Consider the following 14,773-nt stretch of genomic DNA (forward strand, 5'->3'; position numbering starts at 1 on the left):
CTCTTCCTTGGTCGGCATGTCGATGCCATAGACGTTCGGGTAGCGCACCGGCGGCGCGGCCGAGGCCATGTAGACCTTGTTGGCGCCGGCTTCGCGGGCCATCTGGACGATCTCCTTGCTGGTCGTGCCGCGCACGATGGAGTCGTCGACCAGCAGCACGTTGCGGCCCTTGAACTCGACGCTAATCGCGTTGAGCTTTTGCCGCACGCTCTTCTTGCGCACCGACTGGCCGGGCATGATGAAGGTGCGGCCGACATAGCGGTTCTTGACGAACCCTTCGCGGTATGGCTTGCCGATCTTCTGCGCCAGCTGCATCGCGCTCGGGCGGCTCGATTCGGGAATCGGGATGACCACGTCGATCTGCGACGGCGGCATCGTGGAGATCACCCGCTGTGCCAGCGTCTCGCCCATGTTCAGCCGCGCCTGGTAGACGGAGATGCCGTCCATCACCGAATCGGGCCGAGCAAGGTAGACGTACTCGAACATGCAGGGGTTCAGCGTCGGCGATTCGGCACACTGCTGGTGATGCACCTTGCCGGCCAGGTCGATGAAGACCGCCTCGCCCGGGGCGACGTCGCGCACGAACGGGTGGCCGGTGCCTTCGAGGGCGACCGACTCGCTGGCCACCATCACCTCGGGGCCGTCGGGGCCCTCCAGAACGCCATAGCACAGCGGGCGGATGCCGAACGGGTCGCGGAAGGCGAGCAGGCCATGGCCGGCGATCAGTGCGACCACGGCATACGAGCCCTTGATGCGCTTGTGCACCGCGGCCACCGCCTTGAACACCAGCTCCGGCGTGAGCGCCAGGTCACGGCCGGCACGCTCGAGCTCGTGCGCGAGCACGTTGATCAGCACCTCGCTGTCGCTCTCGGTGTTGATGTGGCGGCGGTCGATCTCGAACAGTTCCTGCTTCAGCGCCATCGCATTCGTCAGGTTGCCGTTGTGCACCAGCACGATGCCGAACGGGGCGTTGACGTAGAACGGCTGCGCCTCCTCCTCGTTGTAGGCGTTGCCGGCGGTGGGGTACCGCACCTGGCCCAGGCCGACGCTGCCGGGCAGCGCCCGCATGTTGCGGGTGCGGAACACATCGCGCACCATGCCGCGCGCCTTGTGCATGAAGCACTTGGTGCCCTGCATCGTGACGATGCCCGCAGCGTCCTGGCCACGGTGCTGCAGCAGCAGCAAAGCGTCATAGATCAGCTGGTTGACCGGCTGTTTGGAGATCACGCCGACGATGCCGCACATGGGGAGGGGTCCGATCGTTTCAGGAGAATGAGGGAAAGATGAGGTAGGCCAGGCGCCGAATCAAGCTGCACGCACCGGGGCCGGCTGGCCACCGGGCCACAGCGGCTTCAGGCCGTTCAGCACCGCGCCGAGCCAAGCCGCGCCGCGCGACGATTGCCATGCCGGCGAGCGCGAAGCCGGCGTCCAGGTGACGACCAGCGCCACCACCAGCAGGATCAGCACGCCGCGCGCGAAACCGAAACCGGCACCCAACGCGCGATCGAGCACGCTCAGCGGTGTGGCCGAGATCATCATCCGCGCCAGCTTGGCGAGCAAGGTCCACGCGACCAGCGTGGCAAAGAAGGTCAGGCCAAAGGCCAGCGCCAGCCGCGACCAGCCGGCACCGAAGGGCAGCCACAGCGCCACCGTACTCGCATAGGCCTGCGCCACGACGAACGCGACGACCCAGCCAATCAGCGCCAGCAACTCGTAGACGAGGCCGCGCCACAGGCCGATCGCGACCGAGAACAGCAGCACGGCGGCCAGTGCCCAATCGACCCAGCTGAAGCCCGCCAGCATGGCCGTCACAGCACCAGCACGGCCGCCTGCAAGCCGCTGGCCTTGATGCGCGCCGCAGCCTTGTCGGCCTCGGCCTTGGTGGCATAGGGGCCGACGCGCACGCGGATGCGCCGGCCGCTGGCCGACTCGATGACCTGGGTGTAGGTCTTCAGGCCCATGCCTTCGACCTTCATGCGCGCCTCGCGTGCGCCGGTGGCCTCGGCGAACGCGCCGATCTGCACGACGAACCGGCCGTTGTCGACGGCGGTGTCGCCCGCCTTGGCCAGCTCCGCCGTCTTCGGCACTTCGACTGGTTTGGCCGCCGGTTTGGGCTCGGGTTTGGATTCGGGTTTGGCGTCAGCCGGCTTGACGGCGGGCTTGGTCGCCGGCTTGGGCTCGACGGGGGCCTCGGCCAGCGGCTTGGGCGCCGGCTCGGCTGCGGACGGCAGGCTCGCCGCCGGCGCATCGTCCGGCGGCCTGGCCACCACGGCCGGTTGGCTGCGGGCGGGCCGCGTGGCAGGCGAGCGAAGCGGCGGCGCGCTGTCGCGCGAGGGAATCTCGATCGGGATGTCGACCGCGATCGGCCGGGGCTGTGTCTCGAACAGCAGCGGGAAACCGATGATCCCGACGCCCAGCAGCAGCGCCGCGCCGATCAGGCGGCGCCGGGCCCTGGCGCGCACATCGCGCACGACCTCGTTGGCGTCCGCGGGCGACGCCCCGGCACGGGCTGCGTCGGAGGATCGGGATTTGAATTTCGACAGCAGACCCATGCGAGGCGGCGAATGGCGACCGGGGCGGTCGGGATGGCCGTTTGAGGGCCCCTTGAGCACTCTTGCGCGCTCCTGCGCGCTCAACGCACGTGCTGCCTTCAGGCCTGGTGCGGCGCGCTCAGCCGGGGCAAACCTTGCTTCAGCACGCCGCCCACGGTGTAGAACGAGCCGAAGACGACGATTCTACCAGTGGGGTCCACGTCCTTCAGGGCGCAGGCCAGGGCCTCGGCGGGGCTGGCGTGCGTGCTGCAGGCGGCGGCCTCGCCCCGCATCGCACGCAGGGCGCCCGCCAGGTCCTCGGCGGTGGCGGCGCGCGCGAGCGGCAGGTCGGTGAAGTGCCAATGGTCCACCAGTGGCGCCAGGCGGGCCATCACGCCGGTGATGTCCTTGTCGCGCATCGCACCGAAGACGGCCACCGTGCGCGGGTAGAAACCCATCTGGTCCAGGTTCAGCGCCAGCGCCGCGACGGCCTGCGGGTTGTGCGCCACGTCGAGCACCAGCGCAGGCTGGCCCGGCACGATCTGGAAGCGGCCAGGCAAGTCCACGCTGGCCAGGCCCTGGCGCACGGCCTGCGCGGTGATCGGCAGCCGGTCGCGCAGCGATTCGAGGGCGGCAATCGCCCCGCCGGCATTGAGCAACTGGTTCGCGCCGCGCAGCGCGGGGTAGGCCAGTGCGTGGTACCGGCGGCCGCGGCCGCTCCAGGCCCACTGCTGGCGGTCGCCCTGGTGGTTGAAGTCGCGGCCGGCGAGCCACAAGTCGGCATCGACCTCGCGCGCCGTGTCGACAATGCTCTGCGGCGGCAGCGGATCCGAGACGATCGCCGGCCGGCCGGTGCGCAGGATGCCCGCCTTCTCGCGCCCGATGCTCTCGCGGTCCGGGCCGAGGAACTCGGTATGGTCCAGATCGATGCAGGTGATCACCGCACAGTCGGTGTCGATCGCATTGACCGCGTCGTAGCGCCCGCCCAGGCCGACCTCGAGGATCACCAGATCCAGCGGCTCGCGCGCCAGCCGATGCAGGATGGCAAGGGTACTGAACTCGAAGGTGGTCAGCGCGGTGTCGCCGCGCGCATCCTCGACCGCCTGGAAGTCTTCGCACAGTGAGTCGGCGCTGACCGGCGTGCCGCCGACGCGGCAACGCTCTTCGAAGTGCACTAGGTGCGGCTTGATGTACAGGCCGACTCGGTAGCCCGCCGCCAGCGCGATGCTTTCCAGCATCGCGCAGGTCGAGCCCTTGCCGTTGGTGCCGGCGACGGTGATCACCGGCACGCTGAAGACGATGCCCATCGCTTCGCGCACCTGCCGCACGCGCTCGAGCGACAGGTCCATGGACTTCGGGTGCAGGCTCTCGCTGTGCGCGAGCCAATCAGCGAGCGTTTTCAATGTCGGAACCAAGAATCAAGGTCTTGCGCAGACCAAACGCGGTGCTCCGCAGGAGCCACCGCCTTCAAGTCGCTTGCGCGGAGCCGGCTCTGCCGGGCCGCTGCAAGAGCCCCCTCGGGGGGGCAGCCCCCGGCAGGGGGCGTGGGGGCCAACAGCTACGCCACCGCGTCCGCGCTTTGGCGCTGCAGCATGGCCAACTGCCGGGCAATCGTCGGGCGCAGCTGGCGGCGGTCGACGATCATGTCGATCGCGCCCTTCTGCATCAGGAACTCGGCGCGCTGGAAGCCCTCGGGCAGTTCCTCGCGCACGGTGTTCCGGATCACGCGCTGGCCGGCGAAACCGACCAAGGCCTTGGGCTCGGCGATCACGACGTCACCGACGAAAGCGAAGCTGGCCGACACGCCGCCCATCGTCGGGTCGGTCAGCACGCTGACATAGGGCAGACGCGCCTTGGCCAGGTGGGTCAGCGCCGCGTTGGTCTTGGCCATCTGGAACAGGCTGAACAGGCCTTCCTGCATGCGCGCGCCGCCGGTGGCGGTGAAGCAGACGAAGGGCACCTTCTGCTCGATCGCGGTCTCGACGCCGCGCACGAAGCGCTCGCCGACCACCGAGCCCATCGAGCCGCCCATGAAGTCGAACTCGAAGGCCGCGGCGACGACGGGCACGCTCATCACCGCGCCGCCGATCACGACCAGCGCGTCGGTTTCGCCGGTGGTCTCAAGCGCGGCCTTCAGCCGTTCGGGGTACTTCTTGCTGTCCTTGAACTTCAGCACGTCGACCGCCAGCACCTCGTGGCCGATCTCGTAGCGGCCTTCCGCATCGAGGAAGGCATTGAGCCGGTCGCGCGCGCCGATGCGGTGGTGGTGATCGCACTTCGGGCAGACGTTGACGTTCTGCTCCAGGTCGGTCTTGTACAGCACCGATTCGCAGGAGGGGCACTTGATCCACAGCCCTTCCGGCACCGAACGGCGTTCGCTCGGGTCGGTCTGCTGAATCTTCGGGGGCAGCAGTTTTTCAAGCCAGCTCATGGATCAAGGCTCCTTCTTGTCGTCGATGACATCACCCGATGCGATGGATCACAAGGCGGTCAGAGGGTGTCCAGCGCCGCGCGGATCTCGCCGATGAAGCGCCGCGCGGCCAAAGGCGCATTGTCGCGCGTTTCGTTTTCCAGGATCTGGATCAGCCGCGAGCCGATCACGACGCCGTCCGACACCCGGCCGACGGCCTGGGCCGACGCGGCGTCGCGGATGCCGAAGCCCACGCCCACCGGCACGCTGACGTGACGGCGGATGCGCGGCACGGCCTCGGCCACCGCAGCGGTGTCCAGGTTGCCGGCGCCGGTCACGCCTTTCAAGGACACGTAGTAGACGTAGCCGCTGGCCAGCGCACCGACCTGGGCCATGCGCGCCTCGGTGCTGGTCGGCGCCAGCAGGAAGATCAGGTCCAGGCCCTGGGCCTTGAGCGCGGCGGCGAAATCGGCGCACTCCTCGGGCGGGTAGTCGACGATCAACACACCGTCGACACCGGCCTCGGCGGCCGCCTTCACGAAGGCGCCTGCGCCGTGGCGCTGGTCGTAGCGCTCGACCGGATTCGCATAGCCCATCAGCACGACCGGCGTCATCGTGTTGCGGGCCCTGAATGCCCGCACCATGTCCAGCACGTGGGCCATGCCAATGCCCTTGGCCAGCGCCCGCTCGGAGGCCTTCTGGATCACCGGGCCATCGGCCATCGGGTCGGAGAACGGCACGCCGAGCTCGATCACGTCGGCACCGCCCTCGGCCAGCGCCAGCATGATGTCGGCTGTCGCATCGGCGAAGGGGTCGCCCGCGGTGACGTAGGGGATCAGTGCCTTGCGGCCGTCGCGCTTGAGCGCGGCGAAGGTGGCGGCGATGCGGCTCATTGCGCACCTCCCTTCACCGTCTGGCCGCGGCACGAGGGCCGGCAGTAGAACTCAGCGCCGGACAGGTCGGCCACGGTGCCGATGTCCTTGTCGCCCCGGCCGGAGAGGTTGACCAGCAGCAGTTGGTCCGGCCGCATCGTCGCGGCCAGCTTCATCGCGTAGGCGACCGCGTGGCTCGATTCGAGCGCCGGGATGATGCCCTCGGTGCGGCACAGGCGGTGGAAGGCCGCGAGCGCCTCGGCATCGGTGATGCCGACGTACTCGGCGCGGCCCGTGTCCTTCAGGTAGGCATGCTCGGGGCCGACGCCGGGGTAATCCAGCCCGGCCGAGATCGAGTGGGTCTCGGTGATCTGCCCGTTTTCGTCCTGCAGCAGGTAGGTGCGGTTGCCGTGCAGCACGCCCGGCGAGCCGGCCGAAAGGCTGGCCGCATGCTTGCCGGTCGACAGCCCCTGCCCCGCCGCCTCGACGCCGATCAAGCGCACGTTCTCGTGCGGGATGTAGGGGTAGAAGATGCCCATGGCATTGCTGCCGCCGCCGACGCAGGCGATCACCGCGTCAGGCTGGCGGCCGGTCATCTCGGGCATTTGCGACAGGCACTCCTCGCCGATCACGCTCTGGAAGTCGCGCACCATCTCGGGATAGGGCGCCGGGCCCGCGACCGTGCCGATGATGTAGAAGGTGTTCTCGACGTTGGTGACCCAGTCGCGCAGCGCCTCGTTCAGTGCGTCCTTCAGCGTCTTGCTGCCCGATTCGACCGGCACGACGCGCGCGCCCAGAAGATGCATGCGGTAGACGTTCGGGCTCTGGCGCTTGACGTCCTCCGAGCCCATGTAGACCACGCACTCCATGCCGAAGCGGGCGCAGATGGTGGCGGTCGCCACGCCGTGCTGGCCGGCGCCGGTCTCGGCGATCACGCGCGGCTTGCCCATGCGCTTGGCCAGCAGCGCCTGGCCGATCACGTTGTTGATCTTGTGCGCGCCGGTGTGGTTCAAGTCTTCGCGCTTGAGGTAGATCTGCGCCCCGCCCACCTCGCGCGACAGGCGCTCGGCGTGGTAGATCGGGCTGGGCCGGCCGACGAAGTGCTTGAGTTCCTTCTTGAACTCGGCGATGAAGGCCGGATCGCTGCGGTAGTGCGTGTAGGCGGCCTTCAGTTCGTCCAGCGCATGGACGAGGGTCTCGGAGACGAAGCTGCCTCCGTACGGCCCGAAGTGGCCCGAGGCATCGGGCTGCTGGTAGTTCAACATGGTGATGGAAGTTCTCGGTGTTTCGGGTGCTGCATCCGGGCGGCGCCGGAGCCTCGGGTCGGGCTCAGCGACCGTCGGCTTCCCGCACCGCCTCGCAGAACCGGCGCATCAGCGCGGCATCCTTGATGCCTTTCGCGCTTTCGACGCCGGAGCTCACGTCAACGGCCCAGGGCCGGACGCGCAGCACCCCATCGATCACGCTTGCAGGACTCAACCCACCAGACAAAACGACCGGACAGGGCACGTTGGCGGGAACGAGAGACCAATCGAATGCCTTTCCACCACCGCCATAGCCCTCGACGTGGGCGTCGAGCAGGAGGCCGGCGGCCCCCGGGTGGCGGGACGCCAAGTCTAGCAAATCGACGCCCGGCGCCATCCGGGCGGCCCGCAGGTACGGCCGGCCCGGGGCGGCGCACTGCCCGGGGGTTTCGTCGCCGTGGAACTGCAGCAAGGCGTTCGGCACCGCCTGCAGGCCGGCGTCTATCTCGGCCGGCGTGGCGTTCACGAAAAGCAGCACCGGGCTGACGAAGGGCGGCAGCCGCCTGGCCAGAACGCCGGCACGCGCGGCATCGACGTGGCGCGGGCTCTTGGTGTAGAGCACCAGGCCGATCGCGTCGGCGCCGGACGCGACAGCGTCATCGACGTCCGGTTCGCGAGTCAGGCCGCAGATCTTGATGCGCGTTCGGTGGGCCATGTCATGGGATCCAGTCCATCGCTGCCGTGGCGTCCGGCAAGCCGAGTTCGGCATCGTAAATGGGGCCGACGAAGTACAGGCCCTCGGGGGCAAAGGTCGGTGCGGCCGCGTCGCGGCTGCGGGCGGCCAGCACCTCGGCCATCCAGCCGGGCGCCCGGTTGCCCTGCCCCACGGCGACCACGCAGCCCATGATGTTGCGCACCATGTGGTGCAGGAAGGCGCTGGCCTCGAACTCGAAGCGCCAGTAGGCGCCATGGCGCGAGATGTCGAGGCGGCGCAACTGCTTCACCGGCGACAGCGCCTGGCATTCCGAGGAGCGGAAGGAGCTGAAGTCGTGCTCGCCGATGAGCTGCGCGGCGGCGGCCCGCATGGCGGCCCCGTCCAGCGGGCGGAAGACCCAGCCGCAGCCGCCGAACTCGATCGCTGGGCGCACCGGCGACTCGAGCAGCAGGTAGCGGTAGCGCCGGCCGCGGGCACTGTTGCGTGCGTGGAAGCCGGCTGGAACCGGCCTGCACCACTGCACCGCGATGTCACGCGGCAGGTAGCGGTTGGTGCCCCGGATCCACGAGAACTCGGGCCGATCGAGCGGGGTGTCGAAGTGGACGACCTGATTCAGGCCATGCACCCCGGTGTCGGTGCGGCCGGCGCACAGCGTCGAAACCGGCATCGCGGCGAACTCGCGCAGCGCCGCCTCCAGTTTGTCCTGCACCGTGCGGCCGCTCGGCTGGCTTTGCCAGCCGTGGTAGTGGTCGCCGCGGTAGGCCAGGCCCAGCGCAAGGCGCCGGGCCGCAGCCTCGTTCACTCCAGGTCGTTCAGCATCGCCTGGGCACGCGTCTTCAGCGCGCCCTCGGCCTTGCCGACGACTTCTTCGAGCAGGTCGCGCGCACCTTCCATGTCGCCGATGCGGCGGAATTCGTCGGCCAGCTCGAGCTTGCGGGCCAGCGGGTCGGCATCGTCGATCTCGTCGTGCGGCAGGCCGCCGCGCACGGTGCTTTGCGGTTCCTTCGCCTCGCCCAGGTCGAGCGACAGGTCACCGAAGTCGAAGGTCGACGGGGCGGTCGCCGGCCCGGTGTCGCGCTCGGTTTCCGGCGGCAGGTCGAGCGGCGGCAGGTCGGCGAGCGACTGGGCCACCGGCAGCGGCGCCGGCTCGGTCGGCAGCGCCGGCAAGTCGGGCGACGTGCCGTCGAGCATGCCGGAGGCCGTCTCCAGCGAACGGGTGCTTTCCACACCGGCCAGCTGCGACGGCGAGCCGAGGTCGATGTCGAGGTTGCCGGGTGCCGTATCGAGCAGCACCTCGCCCACCAGCGGCTGGGTCTTCTGCGCCGGGGGCTCGGGCTCCAGCCGCGCGGGCTGGCCGTAGTCCTCGCGCAGGTCGGGCGGCGGCTCCGACGAGGTGTCGATGTCGACCGCCACCACCCGGCCCTCGCCGCCGTACAGCGGGTTGGCCGGGTCGATGTTGCGGCCGAGCTCGACGGCCTTCTCCCAATCCTCGCCTTCGCCGCCGGTCTGTTCGAACAGTTGGCGTGCCTGGGCATCGAAGGCCTTCACGTCGGCGCGCTTGGCATACACCTCCAGCAGCTTGCTGCGGATGGCCACGCGGCCGGGGTCGCTGCGCAGCGCTTCCTTCAGGATCTCCTCGGCCTGCAGGTCGCGGCCGTAGGCGAGGTAGACGTCGGCCTCGGCCACCGGGTCGACATCGCCGATCGCATCGAGCTGGCTCAGCGAATAGCTCAGCGACGAGCTGCTGCTGGCGCCGTCGCGCGTGTCCACACGCTGGCCGCCGCTGACGCCGAAGAAGGAATCCGGCTGCAGCTTGCTCTCGATGAACGAGGTTTCGGCGGCGCCATCCTGCTGGCGTCGGCGCAGGCGCATCACGCCCAGGCCGGCCAGCAGCGCGACCAGGCCGGCCGCGCCGGGCAGCACCCAGGGGTTGCCGCTGAGCGACTCGAGGAAGCTCGGTTCGGGAGCCGTGATCGTCGGCGCCACGCGCCTGGGCGCGGGGCGGGAAGCCACCGGGGCCGGAACGGAGGCGGCAGCCACCGCGACGGGCGCCGAGGCTGCCGGCGAAGCGACCGGCTCGGGCGTCGGTGCGGCCGCGAGAACCACAGCCGACGCGGGCGCCGGCGCAGGCGGCGGAACCACCGGCTTGGCCGCCGGCGGTGCGGGCGTGGGCGCGGGCGGTGGCGGCGCGACGACGGGCTTCGCAGGGGCCGGCGCCGGTGCAGGCGGTGGCGTGACGGCGACCGGCACGCCGGGCTTGGCCGCGGCGGTGGCAGGGGACGTCGGGGCGGCCGCGGTCGGCTTGGACGCCGCCTTGGTCGCATCGGAAAGCTGCTTCAGCTCCTGCACGTTGCGCGAGAGTTCGGCGACGCGGGTTTCCTTCTCCTTGCGCTCGATCTCCTTGGAGACCTTGGCCTCGGCGCCGCCGACCTTGGCCGAGCCTTGCGACAGCGTGAGCTTGTCGGGCGAGGCGAGGCCGGTGTCGGCCTTGCGGTCCTTCACGGCAGCCTGGACCTGGCCGGTCACCTGGCGGGCCGGCTCGGTGCCCTTGACGGTCGGCGCGGCACCGGCCAGGCGCTGGCGGAAGGCGGCGAAGTCGGCGCTGTGGGCCTGGATGACCTGGCGTGCCTCGTCGGGCGCGACGTCCTTCGCGGTGGCCGCGTCGGGCAGGTTGAGCACCACACCGGACTTGAGCCGGTTCATGTTGTTGTCGATGAACGCCTGCGGATTGCCGCGATACAGCGACACCAGCATCTGGTCGAGCGAGACGCCGCTGCGCCCGTGCGCCGAGGCGATCGACGACAGCGTGTCGCCGCTGCGCACGTGGTAGGAATCTGCGCCCTCGGCGGCGGGCGGCGGCGCGACCGGCTTGGGCGCTGACGGCGCGATGGGCTTCGACGCCGGCCGCGGCGCGGCGGCCACCGGCGGCGGGCTCGGCGGAGGCGGTGCGATCGGCGCGACCTGCGTCGGGGCACCCGAGATGACCGGCGCGGTGGCGGCCACCGGCGGCGGCGCGGCCGGCCGGGTGGGCGGCGGGTCGATCAGCAGGGTGTAAGCGCGCTGCAGGCGCCCGCTGGCCCAGGCGAAATCGATGATGACATCGACGAAGGGCTCGGACACGGCGCGGTCGCCGCTGACGCGGATGTAGGCACGGCCATCCGGGCGTCGCGCGAGCGTGAGCTGCGCACCGCTGAGCACGGGGTTGAATTCGACACCGGCGGCACGGAAGGCCTCGGGCGACGCCAGCGTCGTACGCAGCGACGCCGCCTCTTCCGGGCTCATGCTGGTGATGTCGATCTCGGCCCGCAGGGCTTCACCGAGAGACGACTGGACTGTCAGGCGACCCAACGACAGCGCCTGGGCGCCGCCGGCATGCAACAGCAACAAGGCTGCGGCCGCCACGGTGGTCAGCGATGCGCCCTTGGCCATGGATGAAGAGTTCTTCAAAGCGTCTCCCGAAACGCCATCACACAAACGAGATCGGCGAGCCTGCGCACAGGCCCGCCGTCAACGACCGTTCTCTCCACGATGGATTCCGGCGTCAGCCGGCCCGAATACGAGAAAACACCATAGCATCAAGCATATAGGCTTACAAGCTCATCCAAATCCTGACATTCGGAAGTTTTCGCGTTTTCACCGACTTGGGTTAAACGCCCACGTTGCCGAGGGGCAACGCAGACGTAAGCAGGCGTTTCAGGCCGTCAGCAGGATGCGCAACATCCGGCGCAGCGGCTCGGCGGCGCCCCACAGCAGCTGGTCGCCGATGGTGAAAGCACCGAGATACTCCGGCCCCATCGCCAGCTTGCGCAACCGGCCGACCGGGATGCGCAGCGTGCCGGTGGTCGCCACCGGCGTCAGGTCGCGCATGGTGGCCTCGCGGTTGTTCGGCACGACCTTCACCCACTCGTTGTCGGCAGCGATCATGGCCTCGATGTCGGCCAGCGGCACGTCCTTCTTGAGCTTGAAGGTCAGCGCCTGGCTGTGGCAGCGCATGGCGCCGATGCGAACACAGAAGCCATCGACCGGCACGGCCGGCGTGGCGAAACCTTCCCCCTGGCCGAGGATCTTGTTGGTCTCGGCCATGCCCTTCCACTCCTCGCGGCTCATGCCGTTGCCGAGGTCCTTGTCGATCCAGGGGATCAGCGAGCCGCCCAGCGGCACGCCGAAGTTGGCCTTCTCGGCATCTTCGAGGGTGCGCTGCTTCTCGATCACCAGGCGATCGATCTCGAGGATCGCGCTCGTCGGATCGGCCAGCAGGTCCTTCACCGCATGGTTGAGCGTACCGAACTGGGCCAGCAGCTCGCGCATGTGCTGCGCGCCGCCGCCCGAGGCCGCCTGGTAGGTCTGGGTGCTCATCCACTCGACGAGCCCGGCCTTGTACAGCGCGCCGACCCCCATCAGCATGCAGCTGACGGTGCAGTTGCCGCCGATCCAGTTCTTGCCGCCCTTGGCCAGCGCGTTCTGGATGACCGGCAGGTTGACCGGGTCGAGCACGATGACCGCGTCGTCCTTCATGCGCAGCGTCGAGGCGGCATCGATCCAGTGGCCGTTCCAGCCGGCGGCGCGCAGCTTCGGAAAGACCTCGGTCGTGTAGTCGCCGCCCTGGGCGGTGACGATGATGTCGCAACGCTTCAGCGCGTCGATGTCGTACGCGTCCTGCAGCGTGGTCTCGTTCTTCGCCATCGCCGGCGCACGGCCGCCCTTGTTCGAGGTGGAGAAGAACAGCGGTTCGATCAAGTCGAAGTCGCGCTCGGCGACCATGCGATCCATCAGCACGGAGCCGACCATGCCGCGCCAGCCGACCAATCCTACGAGTGCCATTTCCAGATACCTTTGAAAGTTGATCCCGGACCCCTGGAGCCTTCCCGGCTCGCTTCGCCGGGGTCCAGAGGTGGGGCGAGACGAGACCGAGCTGTCAGCTCTTGGTAATCGTTTTGCCGGTGATCGCGGCGACGACCGCATCACCCATCTCGCGCGTGCCCACCTTCTGAGTGCCCTCGCTCCAAATGTCGGGCGTACGGTAGCCCGCGGCCAGCACGGCGCGCACGGCCGACTCGATACGGTCGGCCGCTTCCGGCTGTTGGAGTGAGAAACGAAGCATCATGGCAGCGGACAGGATTGTAGCCAGAGGGTTGGCGATTCCCTTGCCGGCGATGTCCGGCGCGCTGCCGTGGCTGGGCTCGTAAAGGCCCTGGTTGTCGGCATTCAGCGACGCCGAGGGCAGCATGCCGATCGAGCCGGTCAGCATCGCGGCCTCGTCCGACAGGATGTCGCCGAACATGTTGCCGGTCACGACCACGTCGAACTTCTTCGGGGCTTTCACCAGCTGCATCGCCGCGTTGTCGACGTACATGTGGTCCAGCGCCACATCGGGGTACTGGGCCGAGACCTCGGTCACGACGTCCTTCCAGAACTGGAAGGTCTCCAGCACGTTGGCCTTGTCGACGCTGGTCACGCGCTTGTCGCGCTTGCGCGCTGCCTGGAAGGCCACGTGGGCGATGCGCTCGATCTCCGGGCGGCTGTAGCGCATCGTGTCGAAGGCTTCCTCGGCGCCGGGGAAGTGGCCGTCCACCGCGGTGCGGCGGCCGCGCGGCTGGCCGAAGTAGATGTCGCCCGTCAGCTCGCGGATGATCAGGATGTCCAACCCCGCGACCAGCTCGGGCTTGAGGCTCGACGCATGGGTGAGTTGCGGGTAGCAGATGGCCGGGCGGAAGTTGGCGAACAGGCCCAGGTGCTTGCGCAGGCCGAGGATGGCCTGCTCGGGCCGCAGCGCACGCTCCAGCGTGTCGTACTTCCAGTCGCCGACGGCGCCGAACAGAACCGCGTCGGCCGCTTGCGCCAGCTTCAGCGTCGATTCGGGCAGCGGATGTCCGTGGGCCTCGTAGGCGGCGCCGCCGACCTTGGCTTCCTCCATCTCGAGGGAAAGGTCGAGCACGTTCAGCACGCGCACGGCCTCGGCGACGATCTCGGTGCCGATGCCGTCACCGGGCAGGATGGCGATCTTCATGGTCATGGGTCCTGTGGGTCAGTTTCAGATTCGGGAGGGTCGCCCAGCCAGTGCGCCAGGCGATGTTCGCAAGCCTTGAACACCACGTACGCGGCCATCGAGAGGTAGCCGGTGACGAGCAGCTCGACCAGTTGCTGGGCTGCGCCGTCCATCAGGGCGACCCAGCCATGTTCGAGAACGAGATCGGTGTTGGCGCGCAGCAGGTAGAACAGGTTCAGCGTGCCGGCGCCAAAGGCGAAGAAGCTCAGCCCCAGCACGACGAAGCTGAGCCACAGGCGACTCAGCACGAGGCGCTGGAACCAGCGCTTCAGAGCACGCGCTGGTCCAGCCACGGCATGCGCGCCAGGCGCTCGGCCTCGAAGGCACGGATCTTGTCGGCATGGCGCAGCGTCAGGCCGATGTCGTCGAAGCCGTTGACCAGGCAGTACTTGCGAAAGGGCTGCACCTCGAACGGCAGCTCGCTGCCGTCCGGCTTGACGACCACCTGCCGCGGCAGGTCGACCGTGAGCTGGTAGCCGGGGAAGGCCGCCACCTCGTCGAACAGCCTCGCGACCTGCGACTCGGGCAGCACGATGGGCAGGATGCCGTTCTTGAAGCAGTTGTTGAAGAAGATGTCGGCAAAGCTCGGCGCGATCAGCGCGCGGAAGCCGTACTGCTCCAGCGCCCAGGGTGCATGCTCGCGGCTCGAGCCGCAGCCGAAGTTGTCGCGCGCGAGCAGCACGGAAGCGCCCGCATAGCGCGGCTGGTTCAGCACGAAGTCCGGGTTGGCCTTGCGCGTGGCCGGGTCCTGCCCCGGCTCGCCGTGGTCGAGGTAGCGCCACTCGTCGAACAGGTTCGGGCCGAAGCCGGTGCGCTTGATCGACTTCAGGAACTGCTTGGGGATGATCGCGTCGGTGTCGACGTTCTCGCGATCCATCGGGGCCACGAGGCCCTTGTGCACGGTGAATTGGTTCATTTGATCAGCTGGGGACGGGGCACGGCTGCGCCGTGGACA

Annotated in this window: 14 protein-coding genes; all 14 read right to left on the reverse strand. The window is 69.0% G+C overall.

What is annotated here, in order from left to right; translation table 11 throughout:
• Positions 1 to 1,245: amidophosphoribosyltransferase (purF, locus tag VJ693_RS20320; protein WP_324157175.1), on the reverse strand; the 1,245-nt coding region annotated here is incomplete at its 3' end.
• 60 nt (positions 1,246 to 1,305) lie between these two features.
• Positions 1,306 to 1,803 carry a CvpA family protein gene (locus VJ693_RS20325; RefSeq protein WP_324157177.1) on the reverse strand — a complete coding sequence of 166 codons (498 nt, stop codon included), beginning with the start codon at positions 1,801 to 1,803 and terminating at the stop codon, positions 1,306 to 1,308.
• Positions 1,804 to 1,808: 5 nt separating this feature from the next.
• On the reverse strand, positions 1,809 to 2,552 hold the full coding sequence (locus tag VJ693_RS20330; protein ID WP_324157179.1) for an SPOR domain-containing protein: 744 nt from the start codon (positions 2,550 to 2,552) through the stop codon (positions 1,809 to 1,811).
• Between the two features lie 98 nt (positions 2,553 to 2,650).
• Complete coding sequence (gene folC, locus VJ693_RS20335) at positions 2,651 to 3,946, reverse strand: bifunctional tetrahydrofolate synthase/dihydrofolate synthase (protein WP_414652327.1); 1,296 nt, start codon at positions 3,944 to 3,946, stop codon at positions 2,651 to 2,653.
• A gap of 143 nt (positions 3,947 to 4,089) precedes the next feature.
• Positions 4,090 to 4,962, reverse strand: coding sequence for an acetyl-CoA carboxylase, carboxyltransferase subunit beta (accD, locus tag VJ693_RS20340; protein WP_324157183.1), 873 nt, complete (start codon positions 4,960 to 4,962; stop codon positions 4,090 to 4,092).
• 59 nt (positions 4,963 to 5,021) lie between these two features.
• On the reverse strand, positions 5,022 to 5,834 hold the full coding sequence (gene trpA, locus VJ693_RS20345) for a tryptophan synthase subunit alpha (RefSeq protein WP_324157184.1): 813 nt from the start codon (positions 5,832 to 5,834) through the stop codon (positions 5,022 to 5,024).
• Entirely contained in the window at positions 5,831 to 7,078 is a 1,248-nt protein-coding gene (gene trpB / locus VJ693_RS20350; protein ID WP_324157186.1) for a tryptophan synthase subunit beta, read from the reverse strand. Before trpB ends, trpA begins: the two co-directional genes overlap by 4 nt.
• A 64-nt stretch (positions 7,079 to 7,142) precedes the next feature.
• A complete protein-coding gene (locus VJ693_RS20355) occupies positions 7,143 to 7,772 on the reverse strand; it encodes a phosphoribosylanthranilate isomerase (protein WP_324157187.1) in 630 nt (209 codons plus the stop codon).
• A 1-nt stretch (position 7,773) separates the two neighbouring features.
• Entirely contained in the window at positions 7,774 to 8,574 is an 801-nt protein-coding gene (gene truA, locus VJ693_RS20360; RefSeq protein WP_324157189.1) for a tRNA pseudouridine(38-40) synthase TruA, read from the reverse strand.
• Positions 8,571 to 11,201: a FimV/HubP family polar landmark protein gene (locus VJ693_RS20365; protein WP_324157191.1), complete on the reverse strand. Its 2,631-nt coding sequence runs from the start codon at positions 11,199 to 11,201 to the stop codon at positions 8,571 to 8,573. The genes truA and VJ693_RS20365 overlap by 4 nt, the downstream gene beginning before the upstream one ends.
• Before the next feature lie 264 nt (positions 11,202 to 11,465).
• The gene (gene asd / locus VJ693_RS20370; RefSeq protein ID WP_324157193.1) at positions 11,466 to 12,593 is read right to left on the reverse strand and encodes an aspartate-semialdehyde dehydrogenase; all 1,128 of its coding nucleotides are present in this window, start codon (positions 12,591 to 12,593) and stop codon (positions 11,466 to 11,468) included.
• Between the two features lie 94 nt (positions 12,594 to 12,687).
• Positions 12,688 to 13,779 carry a 3-isopropylmalate dehydrogenase gene (leuB, locus tag VJ693_RS20375; RefSeq protein ID WP_324157195.1) on the reverse strand — a complete coding sequence of 364 codons (1,092 nt, stop codon included), beginning with the start codon at positions 13,777 to 13,779 and terminating at the stop codon, positions 12,688 to 12,690.
• 2 nt (positions 13,780 to 13,781) lie between these two features.
• Positions 13,782 to 14,066 carry a hypothetical protein gene (locus tag VJ693_RS20380; RefSeq protein WP_324157197.1) on the reverse strand — a complete coding sequence of 95 codons (285 nt, stop codon included), beginning with the start codon at positions 14,064 to 14,066 and terminating at the stop codon, positions 13,782 to 13,784.
• Positions 14,067 to 14,086: 20 nt separating this feature from the next.
• Positions 14,087 to 14,734: a 3-isopropylmalate dehydratase small subunit gene (leuD, locus tag VJ693_RS20385; RefSeq protein ID WP_324157199.1), complete on the reverse strand. Its 648-nt coding sequence runs from the start codon at positions 14,732 to 14,734 to the stop codon at positions 14,087 to 14,089.
• Between the last annotated feature and the right edge of the window lie 39 nt (positions 14,735 to 14,773).

The sequence above is a fragment of the Ideonella sp. genome, assembly GCF_035254525.1.
Classification (GTDB): domain Bacteria; phylum Pseudomonadota; class Gammaproteobacteria; order Burkholderiales; family Burkholderiaceae_C; genus Ideonella.